General features: G+C 70.6%; 22 protein-coding genes. 12 read left to right on the forward strand and 10 right to left on the reverse strand.

The window, feature by feature from the left end; genetic code table 11:
- Window positions 1-101: 101 nt before the first annotated feature.
- Entirely contained in the window at window positions 102-1,133 is a 1,032-nt protein-coding gene (locus G4D86_RS22315) for an outer membrane protein assembly factor BamB family protein (protein WP_338050615.1), read from the forward strand.
- Window positions 1,134-1,142: 9 nt separating this feature from the next.
- Here the strand turns inward: G4D86_RS22315 and G4D86_RS22320 are convergent, their stop codons facing one another.
- The 3 genes from G4D86_RS22320 to G4D86_RS22330 all read right to left on the reverse strand — a co-directional run bounded on the left by G4D86_RS22320 (window position 1,143) and on the right by G4D86_RS22330 (window position 5,855).
- Window positions 1,143-2,348, reverse strand: coding sequence for an FAD-dependent oxidoreductase (locus tag G4D86_RS22320; protein ID WP_163996036.1), 1,206 nt, complete (start codon window positions 2,346-2,348; stop codon window positions 1,143-1,145).
- 98 nt (window positions 2,349-2,446) lie between these two features.
- On the reverse strand, window positions 2,447-3,310 hold the full coding sequence (locus G4D86_RS22325) for a helix-turn-helix domain-containing protein (RefSeq protein WP_163996037.1): 864 nt from the start codon (window positions 3,308-3,310) through the stop codon (window positions 2,447-2,449).
- 235 nt (window positions 3,311-3,545) lie between these two features.
- Window positions 3,546-5,855 carry an ATP-dependent helicase gene (locus tag G4D86_RS22330; protein ID WP_163996038.1) on the reverse strand — a complete coding sequence of 770 codons (2,310 nt, stop codon included), beginning with the start codon at window positions 5,853-5,855 and terminating at the stop codon, window positions 3,546-3,548.
- Window positions 5,856-5,977: 122 nt separating this feature from the next.
- On the opposite strand from G4D86_RS22330, the gene G4D86_RS22335 reads away from it, so the two are divergent.
- The 4 genes from G4D86_RS22335 (at window position 5,978) to G4D86_RS22350 (ending at window position 8,985) form a co-directional block, all read left to right on the forward strand.
- Window positions 5,978-6,463, forward strand: coding sequence for a PaaI family thioesterase (locus G4D86_RS22335; protein WP_163996039.1), 486 nt, complete (start codon window positions 5,978-5,980; stop codon window positions 6,461-6,463).
- Between the two features lie 188 nt (window positions 6,464-6,651).
- The gene (locus G4D86_RS22340) at window positions 6,652-7,260 is read left to right on the forward strand and encodes an RNA polymerase sigma factor (protein ID WP_240360409.1); all 609 of its coding nucleotides are present in this window, start codon (window positions 6,652-6,654) and stop codon (window positions 7,258-7,260) included.
- Complete coding sequence (locus G4D86_RS22345; RefSeq protein WP_163996041.1) at window positions 7,253-7,798, forward strand: zf-HC2 domain-containing protein; 546 nt, start codon at window positions 7,253-7,255, stop codon at window positions 7,796-7,798. The genes G4D86_RS22340 and G4D86_RS22345 overlap by 8 nt, the downstream gene beginning before the upstream one ends.
- A gap of 11 nt (window positions 7,799-7,809) precedes the next feature.
- Window positions 7,810-8,985: an AraC family transcriptional regulator gene (locus G4D86_RS22350; RefSeq protein WP_163996042.1), complete on the forward strand. Its 1,176-nt coding sequence runs from the start codon at window positions 7,810-7,812 to the stop codon at window positions 8,983-8,985.
- A 47-nt stretch (window positions 8,986-9,032) separates the two neighbouring features.
- Here the strand turns inward: G4D86_RS22350 and G4D86_RS22355 are convergent, their stop codons facing one another.
- A complete protein-coding gene (locus tag G4D86_RS22355; RefSeq protein WP_163996043.1) occupies window positions 9,033-10,217 on the reverse strand; it encodes a hypothetical protein in 1,185 nt (394 codons plus the stop codon).
- A 46-nt stretch (window positions 10,218-10,263) separates the two neighbouring features.
- The gene (locus tag G4D86_RS22360; protein WP_163996044.1) at window positions 10,264-10,932 is read right to left on the reverse strand and encodes an RNA polymerase sigma factor; all 669 of its coding nucleotides are present in this window, start codon (window positions 10,930-10,932) and stop codon (window positions 10,264-10,266) included.
- 437 nt (window positions 10,933-11,369) lie between these two features.
- On the opposite strand from G4D86_RS22360, the gene G4D86_RS22365 reads away from it, so the two are divergent.
- The 4 genes from G4D86_RS22365 to G4D86_RS22380 all read left to right on the forward strand — a co-directional run bounded on the left by G4D86_RS22365 (window position 11,370) and on the right by G4D86_RS22380 (window position 15,693).
- Window positions 11,370-12,077 carry a metallophosphoesterase gene (locus G4D86_RS22365; protein WP_163996045.1) on the forward strand — a complete coding sequence of 236 codons (708 nt, stop codon included), beginning with the start codon at window positions 11,370-11,372 and terminating at the stop codon, window positions 12,075-12,077.
- A gap of 299 nt (window positions 12,078-12,376) precedes the next feature.
- The gene (locus G4D86_RS22370; RefSeq protein ID WP_163996046.1) at window positions 12,377-14,152 is read left to right on the forward strand and encodes a vWA domain-containing protein; all 1,776 of its coding nucleotides are present in this window, start codon (window positions 12,377-12,379) and stop codon (window positions 14,150-14,152) included.
- A 33-nt stretch (window positions 14,153-14,185) separates the two neighbouring features.
- Window positions 14,186-15,304, forward strand: coding sequence for a hypothetical protein (locus tag G4D86_RS22375; protein WP_163996047.1), 1,119 nt, complete (start codon window positions 14,186-14,188; stop codon window positions 15,302-15,304).
- A 17-nt stretch (window positions 15,305-15,321) separates the two neighbouring features.
- The gene (locus G4D86_RS22380) at window positions 15,322-15,693 is read left to right on the forward strand and encodes an MPN domain-containing protein (RefSeq protein WP_163996048.1); all 372 of its coding nucleotides are present in this window, start codon (window positions 15,322-15,324) and stop codon (window positions 15,691-15,693) included.
- Window positions 15,694-15,744: 51 nt separating this feature from the next.
- Here G4D86_RS22380 and G4D86_RS22385 read toward each other — a convergent pair whose 3' ends face one another.
- The 5 genes from G4D86_RS22385 to nfi form a co-directional block, all read right to left on the reverse strand.
- Entirely contained in the window at window positions 15,745-16,305 is a 561-nt protein-coding gene (locus tag G4D86_RS22385; protein WP_163996049.1) for a non-canonical purine NTP pyrophosphatase, read from the reverse strand.
- Between the two features lie 16 nt (window positions 16,306-16,321).
- Entirely contained in the window at window positions 16,322-17,167 is an 846-nt protein-coding gene (locus tag G4D86_RS22390) for an SIR2 family protein (protein WP_163996050.1), read from the reverse strand.
- 87 nt (window positions 17,168-17,254) lie between these two features.
- Window positions 17,255-17,764, reverse strand: a complete 510-nt coding sequence (locus G4D86_RS22395) for a DUF2267 domain-containing protein (protein WP_163996051.1) — start codon at window positions 17,762-17,764, stop codon at window positions 17,255-17,257.
- Between the two features lie 109 nt (window positions 17,765-17,873).
- The gene (locus G4D86_RS22400) at window positions 17,874-20,216 is read right to left on the reverse strand and encodes a GMC family oxidoreductase N-terminal domain-containing protein (protein ID WP_163996052.1); all 2,343 of its coding nucleotides are present in this window, start codon (window positions 20,214-20,216) and stop codon (window positions 17,874-17,876) included.
- 202 nt (window positions 20,217-20,418) lie between these two features.
- Window positions 20,419-21,120, reverse strand: coding sequence for a deoxyribonuclease V (gene nfi / locus G4D86_RS22405; protein WP_163996053.1), 702 nt, complete (start codon window positions 21,118-21,120; stop codon window positions 20,419-20,421).
- Between the two features lie 219 nt (window positions 21,121-21,339).
- On the opposite strand from nfi, the gene G4D86_RS22410 reads away from it, so the two are divergent.
- The 3 genes from G4D86_RS22410 (at window position 21,340) to G4D86_RS22420 (ending at window position 25,340) form a co-directional block, all read left to right on the forward strand.
- Entirely contained in the window at window positions 21,340-22,368 is a 1,029-nt protein-coding gene (locus tag G4D86_RS22410; protein WP_163996054.1) for a hypothetical protein, read from the forward strand.
- A gap of 41 nt (window positions 22,369-22,409) precedes the next feature.
- On the forward strand, window positions 22,410-23,768 hold the full coding sequence (locus G4D86_RS22415) for a hypothetical protein (RefSeq protein ID WP_240360410.1): 1,359 nt from the start codon (window positions 22,410-22,412) through the stop codon (window positions 23,766-23,768).
- Between the two features lie 414 nt (window positions 23,769-24,182).
- Window positions 24,183-25,340 carry a hypothetical protein gene (locus tag G4D86_RS22420; RefSeq protein WP_240360411.1) on the forward strand — a complete coding sequence of 386 codons (1,158 nt, stop codon included), beginning with the start codon at window positions 24,183-24,185 and terminating at the stop codon, window positions 25,338-25,340.
- Window positions 25,341-25,342: the final 2 nt, after the last annotated feature.

Genomic DNA, 25,342 nt, shown 5'->3' on the forward strand with positions numbered 1-25,342 from the left:
GGTCGAAGTTCCTTCCTTGCGCCATCCTCCAAACCATGTCGCCCCGCGCCTGTCCATGCACGCCGCTCCTGCCCGCCCTCGCGGTGACATTGGTGGTGGCCGTGGGATGCAGGGAGCCGGCGGACACGGCCTTCCGTTATTCCACCGATGCCTCCTCGCGCGCCGGGCTGGTCGCCCTGGCGGACGGCGTCATCACCGGCAACGAGGCCGGCGCCGTGGTGCGCCTGGACCGGGACGGACGCGTGGTGTGGCGGGTGTCGCTCGGCCGGGAGGTGGCCGCCCGGCCCGTGGTGGTCGGCGACAGCGTCATCGTGGGCACGGTGGCGGGAGACGTGGTGCGGCTGGGGCTGGAGGACGGCGCGGAGCGCTGGCGCCTCACCGGCGAGACTCCCGTCCTCACACCCGCCGTGGTGGATGAGGCGCGCACCTCGGTGTATTTCGTGGCCCCGGACGGCGCCGTGCGCGCGCACGCGGTGGACACGGGCAAGGTGCGGTGGCGGCACCCCGCCCCCAAGGCCACCGAGCCCCCGCCGGACACGCCTCGCGGCCTTCCGGCCCCTGTCCTGACGGAGGGACTCCTGGTGGTCGCGCGGGGGAGCGCGGGGCTGGTGGCCCTGTCCACGGCCGACGGGGCACAGGCCTGGGCAAAGGACGTGCGAGACGTGGTGGGGATGGAGGCGTGGCGGGACGGGCTCTACGTGAGCACGCGCCCGGGGCGGCTCGTGGCCCTCCGGGCGAAGGACGGGAGCCCGCTGTGGGAGCAGGCCGTGGCCGAAATCCTCACCGGGCCTCCGGCCATGGCGCTGGGGACGCTGTGGGTCGGGGCCTCGGCGCCTGCTCCCGTGCTGGTGGGGCTCGTCCGGGAGAGCGGCAAGGAGGTGGCCCGAGTCCCCCTGCCCGACCCGCTCCTCACCCGGGTGACGTCGATTCGCGGGGAATTGCTGGTCGTCCCCACCAGCGGGCGCGAGGGGCGGCTCCTCGTACTGAAGCCGCCGGCCTGGGAGCGTGCCTTCTCGCTGCGCACGGACACGCCCCTGCGCACCCCGGCCGTGGTGCTGGGAGACGAGTTCTTCGTGCTGGGCCTGGACGGGCGGGTGATGGCGTGGCGGCTGAAACCTCCAGAGCAGGAGTGAGCCGGACGCTCAGGCGGTACCGCCGTCCCAGTCGACTTTGTAGGCATACACCCAGGCGTTCGCCTCCGCCGCGCGCTTGAGGAAGAGCGGCAGGAGCCTGTCCCGGAACCAGGCGCCGACGGGGCCGGGGGCACCCTTCGTGTTTCCGGTGCGCCGGGCCTGCCGCGTCAGCTTCTCCACGCGCTCCTTGCGCAGGCCCTGGTAGCGGGCGAACGCGGCCTCCGGCTCCGGGGCGTCGCGCAGGCACCGGGCCAGCATGAGCGCGTCCTCCATGGCCATCGACGCGCCCTGCCCCACGTGCGGCGACGTGGCGTGCGCGGCGTCTCCCACGAGGCAGACGCGCCCCTGGTGCCAGCGCGGCAGGAAGGGGATGTCGTGGATGGGGTAGCAGGAGATGCTGTCCTCCTCCGTCGCGCGGATGATGTCGGGGATGGGCGCGGCGTCATCGCCGTGCAGCGCCAGCAGTCGCTCCTTCCAGGCTCCGGCGGTGGCGGGCTTCAGCGAGCCTCGCGCGGGCTCCTCGGCCTGGGACTCGTTGCTGAACCAGTAGACCTCTCCGGACGGGGCGACGCAGTAGCCGAAGAAGGCCTTCCGGCCGAAGGTCATCTGCATCAGACCGCCCGGCGGGGGAGGCACGGCGCAGCGGGAGAAGCCACCCCACCCCAATTGCCCCGTGTACTCGGGCCCCTTGGCACCCGGTAGCAGCAGCTCGCGCGTGCGAGAGCGCAGGCCGTCGCAGCCCAGGAGGAAGTCCCCCCTCGCGGTGCTGCCGTCCTTGAAGCGGGCCTCGACGCCGTCCGATGTGGCGTCGAAGGACTCGAGCGCCTTGCCCAACTCCACCCGGATGCCCCGGCGGAGCGCCTCCTCGCGCAGCACCCGGTGCAGCAGGCCCCGCTTGATGACCAGACTCGCGGCGCCGTAGCGCGGCTCCTCGGGTCCGTTGTCCATCACCCCGAGGCGCCGCCCCGCCCCATTCCAGAAGGCGATGCCGCCGCACGGAAAGCCCGCGGCCTGGACCTGGGCGTCGACGCCCAGCGTCTTGAGCACGTTGACGCCGTTGGGCGCCAGGTTCAGGAACGCGCCCGCCTCGTCCATGGCCCCGCTGCGGGCTTCGTAGATGACCGACTCGATGCCCGCGCGTTGCAGCGCCATGGCCACCACCGGCCCGGCGATGCCACAGCCCATTATCAATGCGTGTCCGTTCCTCGTGCGCATCCGTGTTCCCTCCTGGGACCTGATGCGCCGAGTGTTGCGTCATCCGGCCACGGGCTTCTTTCCGCGGCTTGCCGGTGATTGCCCGTTCTTGCTGCGATTCACTCTCGGGCGACGGCGCCCTTGCGGAATCTGGCGGGCGTGAAGCCCGTGGCCGCGCGGAATGCCGTGGTGAGCCGGCTCTGCGAGCTGAAGCCACTGGCGAGCGCGATGTCCGCGAGCGGCAGCTCCGTGTCGCGAATCAGCTCCTGGGCCTTCTCCACGCGGAGCCGCTCCACATAGGCCCTGGGCGTCTCTCCGGTGGAAGCCTTGAAGGCCCGCGCGAAGTGGTACGGGCTGAGTTGCGCGCGCTCCGCCAGGTCGGCCAGCCGGAGCGGGCCGTCCAGGTGCGCGACGGCGAAGAGGTGGACGCGCCGCACCGCCGCCGGAGAAAGGCCGCCTCGCGCGCGGTTTGGCCGGGGGCGGCTGGAAGTGGGCTCGGCCGCGAGCGCACGGAGCCGGGCTGTGTGCGCCTCCTGGATGGCACGAGCCTCCGCGAGAAAGCGGGCGGCCACCTTCAAGTCGCGGGTGCTCCACGTGGAGAAATGGCGGAAGCCCTCATCGCGCAGGGGCCCCCAGAGACTTTCAATCCACTCCAGCGCGTGAGGGGTGAGCTCCACCCGCGCCTCGCGTCGGGCGTCCACGGTGGAGCGCGCTCGGACGTAGCCCGCCAGCTCCAGCCGGTCGAGCACGGCCGTGTGTTCTCGCGGCCCCAGCCCCGCAGCCGAAGCCAACTCCGGCTCCGTGGCGGACCCGTAGCGCAGCCGGTCCAGGTACTGCAACTCGGTGCGCCCGAGCGCGAGCACCACCCCGGCGGCATCGTTGACGGACTCTGCGGCGCTCTGGAAGAGCGGCACCGCTTGTGCGAACTCGAAGAACAGCGCTTCACGCTTCGCGTTGCCGCGCCGGGAGGGAGCCTGGGCCATGGGGCCCGGGAATCTGCCACGGCCCGCGAAGCCCCGCAGCCCGGAGCCGTCAGGGATGCATGCGTCGATGCGTCCCTGTGAATGCGCCCGGCCGAAGAGGCCCTACACGCTCAGGACTTCGCTGGTTCGAATCCAGCCCCTTCCGCCATACGGAAGGGTAGCCAAGTGGTCGAAGGCACCAGACGCAAATCTGGCAAGTCTCCAACTGCGGCTTCTCCACTCGGGCGCCCCAGCCTCACCCCGGAATCAGGAAGCGGGCGATGACGCGCTTGAGGCCCACGCCTCCGCCGAACTCGACCGTCACCTTCGCATTCGGCCCGCTGCCGTCCGTGGACACCACGCGGCCGGTGCCGAACTGCTCGTGGCGCACGCGCATGCCGCGCACGTCGCCGCCCACCCCGTCCATGTCCGACGCCTGCGAGTACGAGCGGTCGATGCGCGGCCCGTCGTCCTCGTCCCACGAGCGCTTGCGCGGCGCCACCGCGACGGCGCGGGGCGGCTCGGGCACGTCCTGCTCGCTGATGCCGAAGAGCGCCGGAGGCACGTCCCGCAGGAAGCGGCTCGGCGGGTTGTAGCGCAGCTCGCCGAACAGCGAGCGGCACTGCGCCAGGCTCACGAACAGCCGCTTGCGCGCACGCGTGAAGCCCACGTAGCAGAGGCGCCGCTCCTCGGCCATGTCCTCGCTGTCGTCCGGGTCCTCGCCCTTGAGCGCGCGCGCGTGCGGGAAGACGCCGTCCTCGAGGCCGGTGAGGAACACCGCGTCGAACTCCAGCCCCTTCGCCGCATGCAGCGTCATCAACGCCACCCGGCCGTCGCCCACCTCCGCGTCCGCCTCGCCCACCAGCGAGATCTGCTCCAGGAAGGCCTGCAGCGGAGGCACGTCCGCCGTCAGCGGTGCCGCGTCCACCTCCGGCGGCACCTCCGCGGGCGCGTTCTGCGCCGCCTGCACCGCCGCCGCCGCGCGGTTCAAGTCGAACTCCTGCGCCGCGCCCAGGAACTCCTTGAGGTTCTCCGCGCGCGTCTGGGACTCGTCGCTGCCCTCGGCCTGCAGCGTGTCCACCAGCTTCGTCTCGCGCAGCATCTGGTCCACCGCGCTCGCCGCGTCCTTCGTGTCCTGCGCGAAGGCGGTCAACGAGGACAGCAGGTTGCGGAAGACCTTCAGTCGCTTCACCGCCGTGGCGTTGAGCGCGGGGATTTCCTCCGGCTGCGCCAGCGCCTCGTACAGGCTCACGCCCTTCGAGTTGGCATGGTCCGTCACCCGCTCCACCGTGGTGTCGCCGATGCCGCGCGCCGGCGTGTTGATGATGCGCAGCAGGTCCGCGTCCGACTTCGGGTTCACCATCAGCCGCAGGTACGCGGAGGCGTCGCGCACCTCCGCCCGGTCATAGAAGCTGCGCCCGCTCACCAGCGTGTACGGCACTCGCGCCAGCCGCAGCGCCTCTTCCAGCACGCGGCTCTGCGCGTTCACCCGGTAGAACACCGCCATGCTGGAGAACTTGATGAAGCCCTCCCGCTGGAGCGCCAGAATCTGCCGCGACACTTCCTGCGCCTCGGAGCGCTCGTCGCGGTTGAGCAGCAGGCTCAGCGTCTGGCCCTTCTGCCGGTCCGACCAGAGCTTCTTCGGCATGCGGCGCGCGTTCTTGCTGATGACCTCGTGCGCCGCCGTGAGGATGTTCTGGTCCGAGCGGTAGTTCTGCTCCAGCTTCACCACCATCGCGCCCGGGTACTGCTGCGGGAAGTTGAGGATGTTGTCCACGTTGGCGCCGCGCCACCGGTAGATGGACTGGTCGTCGTCGCCCACCACCACCAGGTTCGCCGACGGAGGCGGCGCCAGCTGCCTCAGGAGCTCGTACTGCACCGGGTTGGTGTCCTGGAACTCGTCCACCAGCACGTGGTGGAAGCGGCGCCGGTAGTTCTCCAGCACGTCCGGCCGCGTGCGGAACAGCGTCACCAAGAGCAGCAGCAGGTCACCGAAGTCCACCGCGTTCGCCGTGCGCAGCCGCTCCTGGTACGCCGCGTACACCTTGCGGATGAGCTGGCCGCGCTCGTCCCCCGGCTCCACCTGCATGTGCTGCGGCAGGCGCGCCGCGTTCTTCTCCTGGTCGATGCGATGCAGGATTTCGCGCGGCTGCATGGGCACCTCGATGCCCGCGTCGCGCATGGCCCGCTTCACCACGTTGAGCTGGTCCGAGTCGTCGTAGATGACGAACGAGCGGGTGAGCCCCACGTGCTCCGCCTCGCGGCGCAGAATCATGGCCGCCGAGGAGTGAAACGTGCTCACCACCAGGTCGTTCGCCTGGGCACCGAGCAGGTGGGTCAGGCGCTCGCGCATCTCGCGCGCGGCCTTGTTCGTGAAGGTGACCGCGAGGATGCGCCACGGGAAGACGCGGCGGACCATCACCAGGTGCGCCACCCGGCGGGTGATGACGCGCGTCTTGCCGCTGCCGGCGCCCGACAGGACGAGCAGGGGACCGTCGCCGTGCAGCACGGCCTCGCGCTGGGGAGGGTTCAGGTCTTCGAGGAGGGCGGATTCGTGGGGGTTCACGGGAGGCTCGAAAAGGAACCCCTGCTTCTAACGTCTTTCCCCCACCGGTGGGCGTCCTTCCACCGCGCCACAGCCTGCCCGGTCCCCCCCGCGGCGTACGCTCGGGTATAAGGAAACGGCACATGTCCGACACCCCGTCCGGCCCCCCCTCACGGCCCACCCAGGCCGACCTGGACCGCTACGCCGAGCTGTTCAACAAGAGCCTCACCCTGCGCCACTTCGGCGCGCACCTGGCCTTCCCGGAGGGCAACAAGGTGGTCATCACCCTCCCCGAACTGCGCCCCGAGCACCGCGGCGGCCTGGGCAGTGGCGCGGCCGTCAACGGCGGCATCCTCGCCGCCATGTTCGACCTCGCCATCGGCTGCAGCGGCGCCCTGGTGGACCCCAGCCGCCGCTGCGCCACCGTGCAGCTCTCCATGAGCTTCGAGCGCCCCGTCACCGGCGCCGACTTCCGCGTGGAGGCGGAAATCGACAACAAGAGCGTCTCGCTCATCTTCGCCTCCGCCCGGGCCTTCGACGGGCAGGGCCGCGAGTGCGCCCGCTGCCAGGGCGTCGTGAAGCTCTCCAACCTCCCCTGGCCCTCCGGCGAGAGCCCCGCCGTCAACTGAAGCCCGACAGCCCTGCCGCAAACCGACACTTGGCCACTCCTCCCCACACAATCGCGGCGCCCGCCGATATGTCCGGCACGGACAGTCGTTACCCGGGCACCGGGGAGCAGACCGTTCCCTCAGACGCCTCAGTGCGACGGGAAGACGGCATGAGTGCAGCCGTGCAAGGCCTGCGGATGACGCTTCGGATGCCAAAGGAAGCCGAGGAGCCAGTGGAAGCCGAAGCGTCGCGCGGGGGGGATGAAGAGACCCTGGCGCGGCGCGCGCTGGCCGGCGACCGGGCGGCCTGGGATGCGTTGGTGGCACGCCACCACCGCCGGGTCGTGGTATCGCTGCTCGCCAAGGGCGTCCGGGTGGACCGGGCGCATGAGCTGGCCCAGGAGACGTGGGCCCGGCTCATCCAACAACAGCAGCGGGGGCTGCTGACGGAGCTGCGCCTGCCCAACCTCGCGCTCACCCAGGCGGCCTTCCTGGCCGCGGACGATGCCCGCCGCTCACGGCGGGAGTCCATCTCCGGGGCGGTGGAGGAGTTGCCGGAGCGGCAGCACCCGGTGGACCCATCGGTGTCCGCGGAGCGGCGCCTCCTGTCGGAGGAGCAGCTGTCCCGCGCCCATGCCGCGCTCGCGCAGGTGTCGCCGAGCGCGCGAACCGTCTTCCTCCTGGCCTGTGACGGCCAGGAGCTACCCCATGCCGAAGTCGCGGCGCGAGTCGGACTGTCCGTCCAGCGCGTGCGACAGATCCTGTGCGAGGTCCGCAAGAAGCTGCGGACCGCGCTCGAGGAGGAGACCCATGCTTAAGCCCCACCTGACCCGCGACTCCGCGGAGCAATACATCCTGGGGGCGCTGTCACCCGAGGCCTCGGCCACGCTGGAGGCGCACACGCTGGAGTGTGAGCCGTGCGCGAGGCTCCTGCAGGAAGAGGCCGTCCTCTCCGAGCAGCTCGTGGAGGTGGCCCAGGAGTTCCCTCGGGAGGACCGCGTCATCCGCCCCGCCCGCTGGCACGTGCGGCGCGTGGCGGCGGGCGCAGTCGGCGCGGCGCTCGCGGCGGCGGCCTCGCTGGCCCTGGTCCTGCTGCCCGGCGGCCGCGTCCACCCCCCGTCCGGCGGCGGCGAAAGCGCTCTGACTTCGCCCGCGCAGGAGCAGGAAGCCGGAGCGCAGCGAGCCATCGTCGTGGCCTGTCCGAACTTCGCGACGCAGGCCTCCTGCACGCAGAACGCGGCGGACCGCGGGCTGCTGGTCCAGAACCCCTGGGGCATGGGTGAGGTGCCGCGCTACGAGGCCCGCACCGGCCTCCCCGAGGGCGCGCTGAGCGCGCGCCATCCCGTGTCGCTGTGAGGACCCACGTCATGGACTTCCGGAAGAAACTCGCCGCCCTGCTGCTCGCGCTGGCCGCCACCGCGGCCGGGGCGCAGCCCTCGGATGGCGCCCCGAAGCTGCCGGTGGGCTGGTACGTGACGGAGAGCGCGCCCAAGCGCTACGAGGCGGGCGTGGACAACTCCGCCCGCTGCGAGGGCACCCGCAGCGCCTACCTCCGCTCGCTGACGCAGGACGAGAACGGCTACGGCACCTTCATGCAGGCCTTCGGCGCACAGGACTTCCGCGGCAAGCGGCTGCGCTTCTCCGCCGCCGTGCGCTTCAAGGACGTGGACGGCTGGGCGGGCCTGTGGATGCGCGTGGAGGGGCCGGACCCCAAGCAGCCCCTCGCCTTCGACAACATGCAGTCGCGCGCGCTGGTGGGCACCGCGGGCTGCAAGCGCTACGACGTGGTGCTGGACGTGCCGAAGGAGGCCACCACCATCATGGCCGGCCTCATCATGAGCGGCACCGGCCAGGCGTGGCTGGACGGCGTACGCTTCGAGCCGGTGGACGCCTCGGTGCCGGTGACGGACCTGTTGGCCTCGCGCCCCGTGGTGGCCTCCACCGGCCCCGCCAGCCTGGACGATGAGCCCTTCCCCGTGGCGAAGAACGACCAGGTGCCGCTGGGGCGCGTGGGCGACGTCTGGTTCAACCATGGCCGCGTCGCCGCGGACAAGCCGTACACGAAGCGCACCGACGGCGTCTGGGTGAGCATCCTCGCCGAGGAAATCTTCGAGCACGGCATCGAGGTCACGGGCACCTACGCCCAGCGCCCGCTGGACTTGAAGGTGAAGGCGGGAGGGCCCCGGACGCTCATCGACGGGACGTGGGGCGGCGAGGCCATCAACATCCTCATCTCGCCGGAGAAGCTCGTCATGCGCTGGGGCCGCCTCACGCGCGAGCTGCCGCGCGACAAGAGCCCGCAGGTGGACGCCACGTGCAACCGCTACCAGGTCACCAACGGGCCCCGCGTGACGGACCAGCTCGACGTGTGCGGCGCGGCGCTCGGCACCCGGCCTCCGTCCGCGCAGCTGGTGGTGGCCCTGCTGGCCAATGGCTTCCGCCCCACGCTGCCGCCGCAGACCTTCCCCATTCCGCAGCCGCCGGTGCGCAGCCGGCAGGCGCTCGACACGGAGCGCGGCGGCTCCAGCACCGTCACCCCGTGAGCGCGAGGGGCCCGTGATTCGGGCCCCGACCCTCGGGGTGCTTCCCTTCAGAAGGCGAAGTCGCGCTCCAGCGTCTCGCTGCCCGCCTGCACGGACAGGTGGGCGGAGCGCGCGCCCGTGGAGGACGCCGTCGTCAAGTCGAAGGACAGGCCCTCGGGGCCGTTCGTGGGTTTCAGCGAGGGACGGCCGGGACTGAGGAACACCGCCGCCGTCACCGCGCGGCCCGACAGGGGCTGCACCAGGAGACGAACGCGCTGGCGCTCACGCACCAGCACCACGCGGAAGTCGCGCCGCTCGTCCAGCACCTCCCGCTGCTCCGGGTGACGGGCCGCGGAAGGACGTCCGGACACCGGCGCGCGGGAGCTGCGCGCGGCACGGCCCACGGCGCCCTCCTCCATGTCCATGTCCAGCGCCTCCTCCACCGCCTCCTCGCCCTCGCCCAATGCCAGCACGGCCTGGGCGCACTCGCCACAGCGGGCCGTGTGCGCGTCCACCCTGGCGCGCTCGTCCTCGGTCATCAGCCCCATGTCGAAGCGCCAGAGGTCGTCCGCGGTGAGGTGACGGCGCGGTGGCGCGTCCACGGGCGCCGCGTCCGCCATGTCCGCGCGGCAGTCCACACAGCCCTGGAGGTGGGGAGTCAGTGACTGGGGCCTGCCCGTCCAGGTGGCCACCAGGTCATCGCAACCGGCCCGGGCGGAGAACCACCAGGCCGTGTCCTGCTCGGCGGGCTCGAGAAGCTCCAGCTCCTGCCGTCGCTGCGGATTCAACGGAATGAACCAACGGGCTCTCGGGCGGAGTGACGAATCCAGTGTCCCGAGCGCGGAGAGAAACGAATCTCGAAGCTGCGCGGCGTCACCTTGCAGGGCCCCGTGAAGTCCCTCCCAGGCGGCCAGTGCGCGGGCGGCGGAGGCGGCCCTGTCGCGGGCGGCAAGTCCCTCCAGCGCCGAGGCCCGCCACATCTCCGCCTCCTCCCCCCCGTCCAGCGCGACTTCCACTGCTTCTTCCGCGGCCCTCAACAACACCGGCTGCAGCGACTGCGGCTTCTGGGCCTTCAACCAGGCTTCGACCTGCGGCCGACCCAGGCCCCGAAGGGCGTCCTCCACACCTTCCATCCCCACCCGGGACGAGCGGCGGAGAAAGTCTCCCGCGGCCTCGAGGATTTCACCGGGAGATGACTTCGCCGAGGACAGCACGGAACGGCGGGCGGAATAGCGGGACAGAGCGACACTCATGATTTCAATCCTCCTGGGTACCCCGGGGTATGACCGGGAAGGAGGCTCACGCTTCCTCCCCTTGCGTCTCGCGCTGGAGATCCAGCAGGTAGAGCTTCAGGTAGGCCTGCGCGCGGCTGACGCGCTTGTAGGAGTTGACCACCGTGATGTTCAGGCGCCGGGCACATTCTTCGTGATCCTCGACGTCTTCGTGGTGGTACAGCTCCCATGCAGAGGCCTCCTTCGGGTGCTCCTGCTGGAGTCGGGCAAACGCCGCCCAGTACAGCTCCTGGGCCTCGGCGCGCTGCTCGGTCCGCTTTCCTGCCTCGACAGCGCGGGCCACCTCGGAAGGTGGCTCCTCCATGGCGTCATCGGGGTCTGACGGAGGCGCCGCGAGCTCCTCGCGGTGCCGCCGGTAGAAGTCGATGGCCACGTGCTTGACGATGCGCAGGAAGAACGTCTTGGGAGACGCGCTCCGGCCGGGCATCTGCTCGGAGACGCCCCTGAACTGGTCGAGGCCGCGGTCGATGAACTTCCCCACCGCGTCCTGGAAGAGCTCGTCCGCGTCCGCTGGGGAACCGCGGCCGTAGCTCGCCTGAATCTTGCTGATGACATAGCGCGCGGGGCGGCCCCACCGGTCCACCAACGAACCGAGGTGGGCCCCGACGGGCTCGCCAGCGGCGCGGCGGCGGACCACCTCCGCGAACAATTCGTCATCCGTGAGCTGCTCGTACACCGGAAGGACCTGAGGCCTGCGCCGGGAGAACCCCCCCGGGAGATGGGGTTACGGGGATGTGGCGCGGCAAGGTACCACGTTGGCATCCGCAGGCAGCCTCCGAGACGAGCAGGAAGGCCCCAAACCGCCTGGAAATGCGGACAGTTGGAACCTCCAGGGGCCGGACGCCGACCGCGCCGATTTCCTGACAAAATGCCTCTAAAGAGGGGAAGCGGTCCAGAAGCCCGGAAAATCCCGCCGTCAGGAACACAAAAAGGGCGCGTCCCTGCCCGCATCGCTTTCGAGCGCCCGGCCGAAGAGGCCTCACAAGCTCGTGGTTCAACTCCACGCACCTACCCCAACGGGTGGATGTCCGTCGACGGTTCGACACTGACCTATCCAGTCAGCATTTCCGGCTTCTTCACTCGGGCACTCATTCTTTTTCGAGGTCTTGCGTCATGTCCGCCCGCACCATCGTCATCGGAGACCTCCACGGCTGCCACGACGAGGCCCTGGAGCTGCTCGCCAAGGTGGGGGCCACGTCCAGCGACCGGGTCATCTTCGCGGGGGACCTGGTGGACCGCGGCCCGAAGCGGCGCGAGTGCGTGGAGCTGGCGATGCGGCACGAGGCCATCCTCGGCAACCACGAGGAGAAGCATCTGCAGCAGCGCCGCCGCTCGGACGACCGGCTGCTGCCGGACCACCTCGAGACGCGCCGCGTGCTGGAGCCGGAGCACTACGACTGGATGGCGGGCCTGCCCCACTTCATCCGGCTGCCAGAGCACAACGCCGTCGTCGTGCACGCCGGCATGCTGCCCGACAAGCCCGTCGAGGCCCAGGACCCCTACCACCTGCTCCACGTGCAGTGCATCCAGCCACCCTCGCCCAAGAGCTTCTGGCCCTCCAAGGCTCCCGAGGGAAGCAGGTTCTGGACGCACCACTGGAAGGGCCCCGAGCGGGTCATCTTCGGCCACACCGTCTTCGACCAGCCGCTCGTCACCGAGCACGCGGTGGGTATCGACACCGGCTGCGTGTATGGCCGCTCACTGACGGCGGTGGTGCTCCCCACCTGGGAGCTCGTCTCGGTGCCGGCCCGGAACACGTACCGGGGTGGCAAAGAAGTGGCGAAGTTCCCGGTGCACGGCGACGTGTGCGTCTACTCCTGAAGCACTGACAGCTTTTCGCGCCCGTCCGACGGGGCCCCACACGCAAGAGGTGCGGGTTCGACTCCCGCCGGCCGCCCTGCGGCCGTAGCTCAACGGTAGAGCGCTGGACTTGGGCTCCAGAGGACAACCGGCCTCGTCACTCGGGCGCATTTTTTCTTCCTTCCAACGACTTCGCACGGGCGGCCTTCGCTGACGTGAAGGCCGCACGTGCGTTCCACGCGCGGTGCACTCCCCTCGCCTCACACGCGAGAGGTCCGCCCCGCGCCTGACCCGCGGCATGTCCCGAAAGGGGAACACCCATGACGACCCCGACGCAGAACACGAACCTGTTGCCCGAGGCGCAGCGCGGCCCGGCCGAGCGGCTGCTGGACCTGGTGCTCGGAGGCTCGGCGCACCTGTGGCACAACCGGCCCGGGCTGGACGTGAACGGCACCTGGTACGCGGCGGCGCACGCCACCCCGGCGCAGAAGGCCAGCGGGCGGCCGGTGAAGCCGGGCCTCTTCGTGCCGGCGGCGGTGAAGCTCTACCGGCAGCTCCTGGACATCTACAAGCTCAACGCGGAGCTGATGGCGCACTTCGCGTCGTACGCGCTGACGCAGACGGACTGGCGTGACCTGAAGGTGGCCACGTGCGCGCTCATGCTGGTGCAGGAGCACGCGGGCCAGCCCGTGCGCGACGACAACGGCCAGGTGGCGTTCCACGACGACGACTGGCGGGCCATTGGCGAGGCGATGGTGCTCCACTACGAGCGCAAGTCCACGCGCATGCTCGCGCCCAAGGCCGTGCTGCGGGTGGCGGAGCTGCTCGAGCAGCCGGAGATTGCGCGCCTCAACCGCGAGGCGGGCTTCGGTGACCCCGCGTCCCGCAAGGCGCCGCTGGGCCGCTGGAAGCGCGTCGCGTCCAAGTGGCTGGCGGCACGTGAGGCGAACCTGCCGATGCTCCAGGGTCTGGTGAAGGCCGGGTACAAGGAGACGTTGAAGAAGCTGGCGCGCAAGGCGGGGTACAAGCCGGGCACGCAGGCCTTCTTCGAGGTGCTCGGCTGGAAGCAGAAGCAGTCCGACGCGGGCCACCGCACGGTGGGCCTGACGGGCCTGACGCTGGTCAAGCGCGAGCGCTTCGACGGGCTGTCGGAGGCGGAGATCTGCGAGTGGGTCGAGCTGGAGCGCCTCTCCTACAAGGAGGTGGTGGGCCGGCTGCCGAAGGACGTGGGCCTCACGCCGGCCATCATGGCGGCCCTGCTCCCGTCCCTGTCGGACCGTGACCTGCGGCTGATGACGCCGACGCTGGAGGAGCTGGGCCTGCTGGCGGAGCCCGCGGTGCGCACGCGCTGGGAGAAGGCGGTGGCGAGCGCCACGGACCAGCGGGCGCTGAACATCGCGAAGAACGTGCGCAGCGTGGTGCTGCGGCAGAAGCTGGAGGAGGCGAGCGACAACGCGGCCCGCACCGCGGTGGCGGAGGCGACGGCGGAGACCGACGTGAGGGTGATGTTCCTCATCGACAAGTCGGGGTCCATGGAGGGGGCCATCGAGAACTCGAAGGAGGCGCTGGCGCGCATCCTCGCGGGCTTCCCGATGGAGAAGCTGCACATCGCGGCGTTCGACACGATGGGCACGGTGCTGCGGCCGAAGGCGGCCAACCGCACCGCCGTCCAGCACATGCTGGCCGGGCTGAAGGCGTCGGGTGGCACCACGCACGCGGCCGCGTTGCAGGCACTGCACCGCGACGGCGTGAGGGTGCCGGAGGGGGCGAAGCTGGTGGTCATCGTGGTGGGTGACGAGGCGGGCGAGGCGGGGGACCAGTTCGCCCGGGCGTTCCGTGACTTCGGCTACACCGTGTCGGCCATGGCGTTGCTGGTGTCCGTGGCGGGTGCGCGCGGCAACACGGTGCGCACGTGCGCGGGGCAGCTGAAGGTGCCGTTCAGCGAGGTGAACGTGGACCAGTTCGCGGACCCGTACCAGGTGCCGCGCGTGCTGAAGGCGCTGCTGGACGCGCCGGCGGCACAGGGCGGTGCCACCACCGTGCAGTCCGGGTGGGTGGAGCGGGTGATGCGCACGCCGCTGCTGAAGGTGGCGTGAGTCGCGTGTAGCAGTGGGAAAGGAGGAGGCGGCGTGGACTACCGGAAGTTCCTCGGGAAGGTGGAGTCGGCGGTGCTGCCGTATCTCGGCGGCGGCACCGTGGACGCCCCCTCGCGCCGCCTCCGTGTCGCCACCCCGGTCCGTCCGGGGTGGTGGCGCTTCGAGGTGCAGGGGCGGGTCGCCACGGCGCGTGAGCCGGCCGGGCCGGAGGGCCTGGACGGGCTGCCGCGCGTGCGGGGCCATGTGTGGGGCAGCCGGCTGGTGCGCGAGGGCGCGGTGGCCGAGCCCCTGGAGTTGATGCCGGAGGAGGAGCCGCCCCGGCTGGCGCTGGTGAGTGCCCGGCGGTGGCATGACGGCTCGCTGCTATTCGACGGGTTGGAGTTCGAGGGTGAGGCGGAGGATGCGGCGCGCCGCGCGCTGGAGGAGGGCCAGTCCCTCGCCGGTGCGAAGGGCGTGAGCGCGGCGCTGCGGGCGGCGTTCGGCTACGCGCTGCTGGAGGGGGCGTCGCGTGCGCTGGCCATCCGCTTCGCGCCGGCCGAGGTGCGCGCGCGGGTGCTGGACGTGGCGGAGGGCGGCCGCGAGAAGGCGGAGGCGTGCCTGCGGCACCTGGTGGCCGAGCGCGAGGCGCACCTGCGGGCACGGGCGGTGCGGGAGGCGCGGACGCAGGAGGAGCGCGAGGCGGCGCGGGTGCGGGAGTACGCGGCGGGGTTGGTGTCGGAGGCGCAGCGGCGGGCGGCGGCTGGGAGCGCGTACCCGGCGGACACGATGTCCGAGGCACAGCGACGCGTGCTGGAGCGCGGGGCGGCGGCGGGACGGGCCCATGCGGCGCAGGTGGTGGCCGAGGCGGTGTCGCGCGTTCACCACGGGCGTCGGGGTGCGCGGGAGGACGGTGCGGAGCGCGCGGAGCGGGCGCTCCTGAGCGCCGGGGCGCGGCTGCGCGACGTGCGGCGGCTGGGTGGCAACCGGCTGGAGGTGACGTACGCCTTCATGGGCGAGCGCTTCATCTCCATCGTCGACGCGGCGTCGCTCCAGGTGGTGGACGCGGGCGTGTGTCTCGCGGGCGCGGACAGCGAGGTGACGCTGGAGAGCCTTCCGTCCGTCATCCGCGAGGCCATCGACACGGGCGTGCTGGTGATTACGCGGCACGCGTAGACGGGAAGGAGGAAGCCATGAGGACGCGAGAGGTGTGCCTGCTCATCGGCAGGGACGGCGATGTGCTGTGGAGTGACGAGTCCGACAACCCCTTCCTCCTGCCCGACTCGCGCGAGCGGTGGGAGGCCATCTGGCAGTTGCGAGCGGAGCTCGCGGAGGTGGCGCACAGCCACCCCGAGGGCCCGCTCGGCTTCTCCGCCGAGGACGAGAGCACCATGTCCGCGCTCACCTCCGCGCTCGGGCGGCCCCTGCGGTTCTCCGTGGTGGCGCCCGAGGGCATGGTGGCGCGCGTGGACGGGCGCGACGTGCTCCTCTCCGAGGAGCCCTGGTGGGCGGAGCCCCTGCGTCGCGTGTCCGGCATGCGGCGCGAGCCGATTGCATTGGCCTGAGCCCCGGCCTCGGATGAACCGGCTCCTCGCGAGCCAGGAGCGAAAATCAGGTCAGAGGCCGAGCTCCTTCTTCAGCTCGGCGTATGCGAGCCCCGCGGCCGACAGGCTCAGCTTGTCATCCAGCGAGGTCTCGGCAATCTCCGCGAAGGTATTCGTACGGCCCTTGGGAATGAAGACGGAGTCCCAATGGAAGCCGCCCTTGCCGCGCGGTGCATCCGCCAGCGTGCCTTCGACCTCCTTGAGAATCACCCTCCGCTGCATGCCGTCGCAGAAGCAGACAGCGCACCGGATGGTCACCTTCCTGTCCTCGGAACGGACCAGCTCGCAGAGCCTTCCCCCGAGCTTCTCCCAGAAAGGCTTGATGAGAGTCCCCGGGAGACTGCCGAGGGCTTCGATGCAGAAGGCGCCATGCTCGACGATGATGGGATACCGGACCCGAGCGTAGGCCGCCGCGGCCTTGTTCATGACGAGCGCCTTCAGGTCCGTTTCGAGGAGCTCGCCAATGCCCGGCCTGGCCACCTTGACGAAGCCCAGCTTCGACGAGCCCTGGAAGAAGTGCTCGATCTCGCGGAGCTTGTCGGCATTCGACGTGAGGAAATAGACGGTCTTCATCCCAATCCACTCCTGGTCATGCGCCGATGCACTTCAGGAGCTCCGCGACGCTTGCTGTCTTGTCCGTCGGGTCCAACTGGATGACGTCGACGTTCCACTGCTCGAGCAGCGCCGGCTGGACCGGTCCGGAGCCATGCGTGGCAAAGAAGCACTTGCGGGGCTTCAGCGGCACCTGGCTTCCGACCTGGCTGCGCTGGCGGAGCTGGTGCATGCGGTACCAGATGTAGCGGATGTTCAAGTCGCTGAAGCTGTAGCCGATGAACAGGAAGCTGTGGCTGAGCAGGTCCGCCCGCAGTCGCTGGTCCGCGGCATCCTCCAGGGCCATCCGGCCGAAGAAGCCGCTCTCCGTCAGGATGATGGTGTTGCGCATCTCCAGCGTGCCGTGGAACTTGATGACATCGCAGGCACCGGCCTCCTTCTTGTCCTGGAAGTCCACGAAGGAGGACAGCACGGAGACCTTCCTGCCCGCATCCCTGAGCGCGTGCTCGATGTGCCAGTCGAAGTTCGTCGTGTAGATGGTGTGCCACCTGTCCAGGTGGGTCAGGGCCTTGTGCGTGGGAGAGGTCCTGCGGAGCTCACTGGCCTCGTCCGAGTTGAACTTCCGCGCCATGCCATAGACGAGGCGCTCGAAGTTGTTCGGGTGCGCCACGGCGAAGAACTCCGCGAGCTGCTCGGAGCTGCCATGTTGCTTGAACAGCTCCGGCTCGAAGCCCAGCGGCTCCGCCATGACCGCGATGAGCTCACTCCAGTCCGGCAGGTTCAGCGGCTTGGAGAAGCCCGCGCCCAGAAAGGGAATGAGCCGGCCTTCCTGGTACTCCTGCTGCAGCAAGGGTGCGGCCTGGGCCAGTTCGAGAACGGCCATCGGCACCTCCGTGGCCGGGAAGCACATTCCCGCAATCGGACCTTGTCCACGTTGCCCCCTCGCGGCAACTCCGAGGCCATTCCCGGGTCAGATGGCCCGACCCCAGAGGTCCCGGATGTCGTGCGGGAGTTGGGACATCACGTCCTCGGCCTCGCCCTCGGAAATCTGGTGTCGGAGGGAGTCCAGTACGGCGCGCACCACGGGCTCCACCGCGTCCGGGTTGAGCGACAAATCCTCGCCCACGCGCCGCAGCAGGTGCTCGCGGTGGAACTTGGGCGGCAGCTCCTCCTCGTGCCGCTCGCAGCGGTGCAGCAACTCCGTCAGCTTGCGTGGGAGCTGGGCCTCCAGGTCGGCGGCCTCCTCGGCGAAGATGCGCTGCTCCAGCGCGCACAGCACGGAGACGGCCGCCTGCTGGGCCACCGAGGGAGACATGCCTCCCCGCTCGCACAGGTGGCCGAGGAAGGCCTTGTACGTCTGGCTGGCGCGCGACTCGCTCCGCTGAGCGCGCCGAACTTCGAGGGGAAGGTCGCGGCGGCTGACCGGTCGCTCGTCCTCCTGCGGGGCGCCTTTTCCCTGCTGCTCCTGGTCATCGGCCATGGGGTGTCGTTCCTCCGGAACTGCTGTCCTGGGCATCACGGTGCCCATGGCCCTCCGGAGGGGCACGCCCGGGACGCGGACGCACCGAGCGCGGCCGCTTCCCCGCCCGCTACGCCGCCTTGCGCACGTACGTGTCGAAGAGCGTCCCGAAGAAGAAGCGCCCGAAGCGGGCCAGCGCCGCCAGCCGCTGCGCCGAGTCCCGCGCGTACAGCACCCGCAGGGTGGACAGCTGCACGGTGAAGTCCTTCGCGTTCAGCCGCAGGAAACCCCGGTACACGCACGGCCCCGACGCGTCCGCGCCCCGGTACACGGACACGAGCAGCCGCGTGGTGTCCACCCAGAGGTCCAGCCCCGCGTCGTCGTGGACGTCCTTGTAGCCGTCCATGAAGAAGCGCTCGCCCGACTCGGAGACGAGCGGGAGCTGGTAGCGCATCCGCCGCCCGCCCGCCCGGGCCAGGTCCTTCGTCATCAGGTGCAGCACGCCTCCCTCCACCGTCAGCGGCCGGGAGGACAGCACCGGCGCCTGCACGCAGCCGGACATGCTCAGCGGGTGCAGCGGGTGGGCGAACACTGCCTCCAGGTCACTCGCCTCCACGGTGAGGATGAAGCGGAAGGGAGAGGTGTCCAGCCGCTCCGGGTCCCCCGCGCGCAGGAAGTCCTCCTCCACCGCGCCGGAGATGTAGCCGTACATCGTCTCGGTGAACTGCACGGACAGCGGCCGCGACGGCAGCGGCGCGGGCGCCTCGGAGACGGGCGAGTAATCCACCGTCCACCCGTGGCGCCGCGCCATCAACGCCACGCAGCGCTCCGCCACCGCGGAGATGGTGAGCAGCGGGTTGGTGCCCAGTGGCCGCGGAATCACCGAGCCGTCGCTGACGTAGAGCCCGTCATGGACGCCGGTGCCGGACTCGCCCGCGAAGAGGCGGCCCTCGTCGTCCACCACGCCCTCCTCCGCGCGCTCCGCCATGGCGCAACCGCCGAGCGGATGGGTGCACAGCAATTCATGCCCGGTGAGCTTGCTCCACAGCGGGTTGCGCACGAAGGTGCCGCCCAGTGCCTCGGTGGCGCGGCGCAGCCGCTCGTCCACCCGGGTGAAGACGGGCTGCAGCCCCGCGTCCGGCCAGTACACGCGCACCCGGTCTCCGGCCAGCCGCATCTCGCCCTTGCCGTCGTCGTGCGACATGACGAGGAACGTCTGCGTGTTGCGCATGGCCCCGAAGTACGGCCCGCGCAGGGCGCTCTCCGCCATGCGTGCCATCTCCTCCATGCGGTCCTTGATGCCGCGGTCCGTGTCATCGCCGGAGAGGATGGAGGCCGCCGCGAGCAGCGCCGTCACCGGCCGGGCCAGGGCGCCGGGGATGACGCCGTTCTCGATGACCATGCCGTCTTCCTGATGCGGCGTGGCCCGGTCGTCGATGATGCCGCTGATGGTGGGGCCCACCGGCTCGAGCGTGTCGTGCGGCTGCGCTCCATGCCCCACGCCGTTGATGGTGACGTCGGTGTTGTAGCCGAAGGCCATCACGTCGCCGTTGTTGCTGAAGCGCCGGCCGAGCTGCTCCGACAGCGGCAGCCCCAGCGCCTTCGAGCGCAGCAGGATTTCCGTCGTGCCCACCGTGCCCGCCGCGAGGATGACGCGGTCCGCGGTCACCCACAGGTCCGGTGCGTCGAAGTGCTCGCGGCCGGCATTCATCGGCCGGTAGTAGACGCGCCAGCGCCCGCCGTCGCGCGCGAGGTAGCGCACGCCCACCTCGGTGAAGATCTTCGCTCCGTGACGCGCGGCGTCCGGCAGGTAGTTCATCAGCACCGAGTTCTTCGCGCCGACGTTGCAGCCCGTCATGCAGTCACCGCACAGCGAGCACCCGGGCTGGCGCACTCCGGCGGCGTTGATGCCTGGCTCGAAGGTGACGGCCAGCGGCGGCCGGCGGAAGGTGCCGCCCAGCTTCTTCGCGGCGCGCTCCAGCGCGTGCAGCGTGGCCAGCGGCGGCGCGGACTCCGGGTAGGGCATGGGGCGCAGCATGTGCTCCGCCCAGGCGAAGCCGTCCTCCAGCAGCGCGTCCACGTCGTCCCGCAGCGCCTGGGGCCAGCGCGTGTCCAGGAAGACGCGCGGGTCCGGCCGCAGGGCCACGCTGGCGTTGATGAGCGACGTGCCCCCCAGGCCGCAGCCGTTGACGACCGAGACGTCGCCCCCCCGGTGCACCTCGAACAGGCCCGTGGGATTGCCCACGTCCAGGCCGCTCTCGGGGTCGAAGTGGACTTGCAGCTCCTTGAAGAACTCGGACTCGGTGCGCGGGTAGTCGCCGGGCAGCAATTCGCGGCCGCGCTCCAGCACGCAGACCTCCTGCCCCGCCCGAGACAGCCGGCTGGCGCTGATGGCGCCTCCATACCCCGAGCCCACCACCACGACGGAGTAATGGGCCTGCAGCTCGCTCCAAGGTGACGACAGCCTGCGCATCGACGCTCCCAATGGCTTCTTCCCGCCCTGCTCCGCCCCTCACGCACTCCAGGTGCTACAGCCAGTGCAGGCAGACGGGGAAGAGCGACCAGGGAGACAGACGCCCGAGCCGCCATTCCTTGGGCCTGCGTGCCCCAGGGCCAGGACCCGGACATAGAAGGGCTTCTGGCACCGGTCAAAATCCGTCCCGGTGCGCCGGGCCTCACTCCAGCTCCGCCGCCTCCCCATCCGCTCGGCGGAGCGCGTTGACGAGCCGGTGCGCATGCCGCGTCGTCTCCGGCTCGCGGTACTTCGGGCTCACCTTCAGCACCAGGTCCACCGCGGTGGGCAGGTCCATCAGGTGGCCCGGCGATACATACACGGGCTGCACGCCCTTTCGCGTGCGCACCGCCATGCCCACCACCTCGCCCTTGTGGGTGATGGGCGAAGTGGAGCCTCGCGCGTCTCCCAGCTTCCCGTACGTCCCCACCAGCAGCGACTTGGCGCACCCGATGGACGGCACGCCGAACAACAGCCCACCGTGACAGGCAATCCCCATGCGCCGGGGGTGCGCCGTGCCCTGCCCGTCGAAGATGACCACGTCCGGACGCACGGTGAGCCGCTCCCACGCGGCCTTCACGATGGGCAGCTCCCGGAAGGACAGCAGGCCCGGCACATAGGGGAACGTCAGCACCACCGCCGCGCCCGACTGCGCCACCGGCGCCAGCGTGGCCGCGTCGAGGACGACGATGCCGCCGTAGCCCGTGTCGTTGCCCTTCTCCGTGGAGATGTCCGCGCCCGCCACGCGCGCCACCTTCAGCCCCGCTGGGGGCTGGAGCACCAGCAACTCCCGCAACCGGCGCTGTAGCGCCACCGCTTCCGTGGGCGTGACATCCCAGCGGCCCACTTCGTCCTGAAGCTCCATGCGCCGGCCCTCCCGTGACTGCAGCCCAATCTGGAGCCCTCCTGCCCCGAGGCAACCCACCACGTCACCTCCCTTTCATCCAACCGTGGACTACCGGACGCGAGGCCCCCCCGCGGAGCAAAGCCCCTGTTCTTTGGTCGGCCGGCGTCGCGTCCCGCCTCTTGTGGAGGGTAGGGATGACGGGCGTAGCGTGGACCTTCCCTGGTACGGGAGGTTGAGATGCATCGGTTCCTCGCAGGCTGTCTCGCAGTGTCCGCGCTGTTGTTCGCCCACTCCGCCAACGCGTCCGAGTGTGGCTACACGGCCGCCGGCTGGAATGCCCCGAATGGCGCGGTGGTGTTCGACCGCGGCGAGGGCCCCATCCGCAACGTGATGGACGCCATCGGCGAGTACCGGACGCACTCCATGCTGTCCCACGGCGCCATCGGCAGCGTGTCCCACGCGACCATGAAGGACCCGGACCAGAACGGCTGGCCCACCGTGTGCGGGACGCCGCTCAACGTGAATCAACTCCAGTACGGCTACCCGGGGCTGGAGCAGGTCAACCAGGGCGGCATCTACCACTACATGTACGACCCGAACGGGAGCGGCCCCGAGTGGACGGCGTGGCAGCTCGGCGACGCCATGGGCGCGGCCCAGGTGGCGGACAACCTCTGGTTCAACCACCCGTACGTCAGCGACGCATCGCAAGTCGACTCGGGTCAGTACATCGACCGGCCGCTGTGGAATGGCGCGCGCGTGCCCTACTCGCTCTTCCAGTACCGCGACCTGCAGAGCGTCCACCAGATGCCGGGGAGCGCGTCGAACAACGGCATGGTGTGCTCCACCTTCCTCGCCTACGCGCACAACTACGCGGGCCGGGGCTTCGTCTCCGCGTACACGTACCCGCATGAGCGCATCGCCAACGCGTCCAACTCGCTCTATTCGGGCGTCTACAACCACTGCAAGTCGTCGCTCGGGTGGTTCGAGAACGCGGCCCTGACGGTCATCTGCCCCGTCTTCTGGAACGTGTGCGGCAACGCCGGCAACCAGGTGGCCAACTGCATGGCCGCCGGCCGCTGCGACACGAGCAGCAGCAGCATCTGGAAGGGCGTGCGTGACAACGGCTCCACCACCGCCACCTCCATCAGCCCGGACCGCATCGGCGGCTGGGGCGTCCACCCCATCTCCGCCACGCTGTGGGCGAGCGACTACTCGCACCAGCTCCAGTGGAACTCGGGCGGCAACGTGTACGGCTGCTGGCAGTGACGCGAAGGTCAGCTCCCTGACGGGAAGAGAGGAGGCCTCGGATGAAGCCGGTGGACCGTCCCTGCTGGAAGCGGCGCTGGGCACGCATGATTGGACTGGCCACGCTGGTGCTCGTGGCCGGTTGGTTCCTCTCGCGGGAGCGGCCTCCTCCTCCGGGTCCGGCGCCGGAGGTTGCGAAGGCGCCCGAGTCCGAGCGCTTCTCCCCTGCCCCACCTCCAGCGCCCGCCGCGCCGCCGCCCACGGTGGCGGTGGACGCGCCCAAGGAGGCACCGGTGCCTCCGCCCGTCATCGACGCGGTGACGGTAGAGAAACAGGAGGTGTGCTCCGGCGAGGACAACCTCATCAGCGTCCGGGCGCACTCGCCGGATGGCAATGACACGTACCTGCACTCCACCATCGGCACGGGCACTGGAATGCGCGTGCCCCTGCGCGTGTGGCTGGAGCCGGATGGGACGTACGCGCAGCCGGTGGTGACGGTGTTCGGAAAGGACAACGTGTCCACGACGGTGCCGGTGCCTCGCTACACGGTGAAGTCGTGCGAGCCCGAGCGGCTGGTGGAGGTCCTCTCCCGGCGCCTCCCCAACGCCGACGAGGACTACGAGTTCCTCGCCCGCATCGTCGAGGTGCCGAAGCGGGACGCGGCGCCCCGCACGCCCTTCACGTCGGTGAAGTACGTGTGGACGTTCGATGACCAGCACACGGTGACGACGACGGCGCCGACGGCGTCCCACACGTTGAGCGGCGCGGGCTCGCAGCCGTGGGCCATGTACCTGCAGCACCTGGTGCGGGTGGACGTATTCGACGCGAAGGGTCGGAAGCTGACGGGCCGCTCGTCGATGCAGGTGCTCAACACGTCCTTCGAGAACTTCGACAAGAAGGGCGTCGTCACGCTGCTGGCCCGGGGCACGCCGCGCTTCCCGGAGCTGGGTGGGGACGGCGTGGTGCGCCAGACCTTCCGCCTGTATCACCAGTGGAAGGGGCTGGTGCGACTGGAGCGGGTGACGGCCCTTCGCGCCCGGGTGCCCGAGGTTGGCGCTCCGCCATTGCCGGAAGAAGCGGCCGAGGTGTCCCTGGGCGTGGATGTCATTCCCGAGGGACAGGGCGTGGAGGTGACGGTGTCGCTGGACACGAAGGCCGAGCCGGAGGTGTCCGTCGTCACGTACGCACTGGAGGGCAACACGCTGGACGGTCACCCGGCGAGGGGGACGTTCTCGGTGATGCGGCCTCCGCCCCGGCCCACGAAGGAGAACAGCACCCCCATCACCGACCCGGTGCTGATGGCGAAGGTGAAGAAGGCCCGCGAGCTGCTCGGTCAGCCCTTCGTCACCGACGAGGATCTGTGGCAACTGGAGCGAGAGGGGCGCTTCGACGACCTCAAGGTCCAGCGCGAGGTGCCCTGACCGACGCCTCCCGAAGTCGGAATGGCCGTTCCGCCGACGAGGGACGGGAGGCTGCCAGAACCGCTCCCCCGCCGGAATGAACGTTCCTTCCAGACCGACCCGAGCCCCGGGCGGCCCTCCCGCCGGAATGAACGTTCCTTCCAGACCGACCGCCCCCCGGGCGGCCCTCCCGCCGGAATGAACGTTCCTTCCAGACCGACCGCCCCCCGGGCGGACCTCCCACCGGAATGAACGTTCCTTCCAGACCGACCGGCGGCCGCCCGGGCAGCCATGCCATCGGAATGAAAGTTTCGTCCGGGCAACCGGTGGCGGCACGGCCTCCCACCTGGGCGGAACGACCGTTCCATCAGGAGTCCCGACCGGCGGCCACCCCGCCGGCCCCGGGGACGCGAGGACGTGGTGACGTCTCCGCGCATGTCCGGAGCTTCCTCTTCCTCCTACAGCCGGCGGGCCCTGCTCCCGCTCCTGGTCCTGTGCTGCTGCGCCCCGGTCTTCGCACTCGCGGAGGAACTGCCGACCGACGGGGGCACCACCACGCCCCAACCATCGCCGGAGCCCACGACGGATTCCCTTCCGAAGGACGCACTGGAGGCACTGGAGCAGCGCATCCTCGGCAAGGGCTGCGAGCCCAAGCTGCTCGGCAACGCGGACCGCCGCTTCGTCGAGGCGCAGCTCCTCTGCGATGCGCACCTGTCCTTCGTCCTCGTCCAGGCCTCGCTGGACGGGCACCCGGTGCCGGACTCGCAGCGGCGGCTGAAGGCGCTGCTGGCGGATGCACTCGGCCGGGCCCGGGGCCCCTTCAAGACCCAGAGCACCACGAACATCGCGGGGCAGGCACTCCCGCCCAGCGTGCTCTACCAGGGCTACGTCCTGCTGATGCTCGCGGGCATGGAACGCGCCGGTCTCGCGGACGCGGAGTCCACCGCCCTCTTCGACGGCCTGGCCGCACAGCTCGTGGAAGCACTCTCGCGACAGCTCCTATTGCCCAGCTTCGGCCGGTCCATCTGGCCCTGTGACAGCGCTCCGGCTGCGGCGGGCCTGCTACTCCACGGACGGCTCCGGGGTAACGCCGAGTCACGTGCCACGGGTGAGCAGCTCGTCGCGCGCCTGGTCGAGCTGTCGAACCTGCCCACGGGCTTCCCCACGAAGGTGGACGCGAAGGGACGGCTGGTAGAGCCCACGCAACGCGCCACCACCCTCGCGTGGACGGGCGCCTTCCTGGCCATGGCCTCGCATCCGGCGGCGAAGCGCTTCACGGCCACGCTGGTGGACGGCTACTGCGACCATCCCGCCGGCAACGCCCTGCCCCTCGCCGCCTGCCGCGAGTGGCCGCGCGGAGTGAAGGGACGGGAGGACTCCGCCAGCGGACCGCTCGTCTTCGGCGGCTACTCCGTGGGCGCGAGCGCATTGGCCATCGCCGCCACCCGACTCTCCAGCGAGCACGCGCAATGGCACGCCCACCTGCTCAACGCCGCGAGGGAGATGGGCATCCGCACCACGCTGGAGCACCCCCGGAAACAGCCCCTGGAGGCGGCGCTCTACTGGTGGGGCACCACCGTGCGCCCGTGGTAGCG

It is taken from the genome of Pyxidicoccus caerfyrddinensis (assembly GCF_010894405.1).
Classification (GTDB): Bacteria; Myxococcota; Myxococcia; order Myxococcales; family Myxococcaceae; genus Myxococcus; species Myxococcus caerfyrddinensis.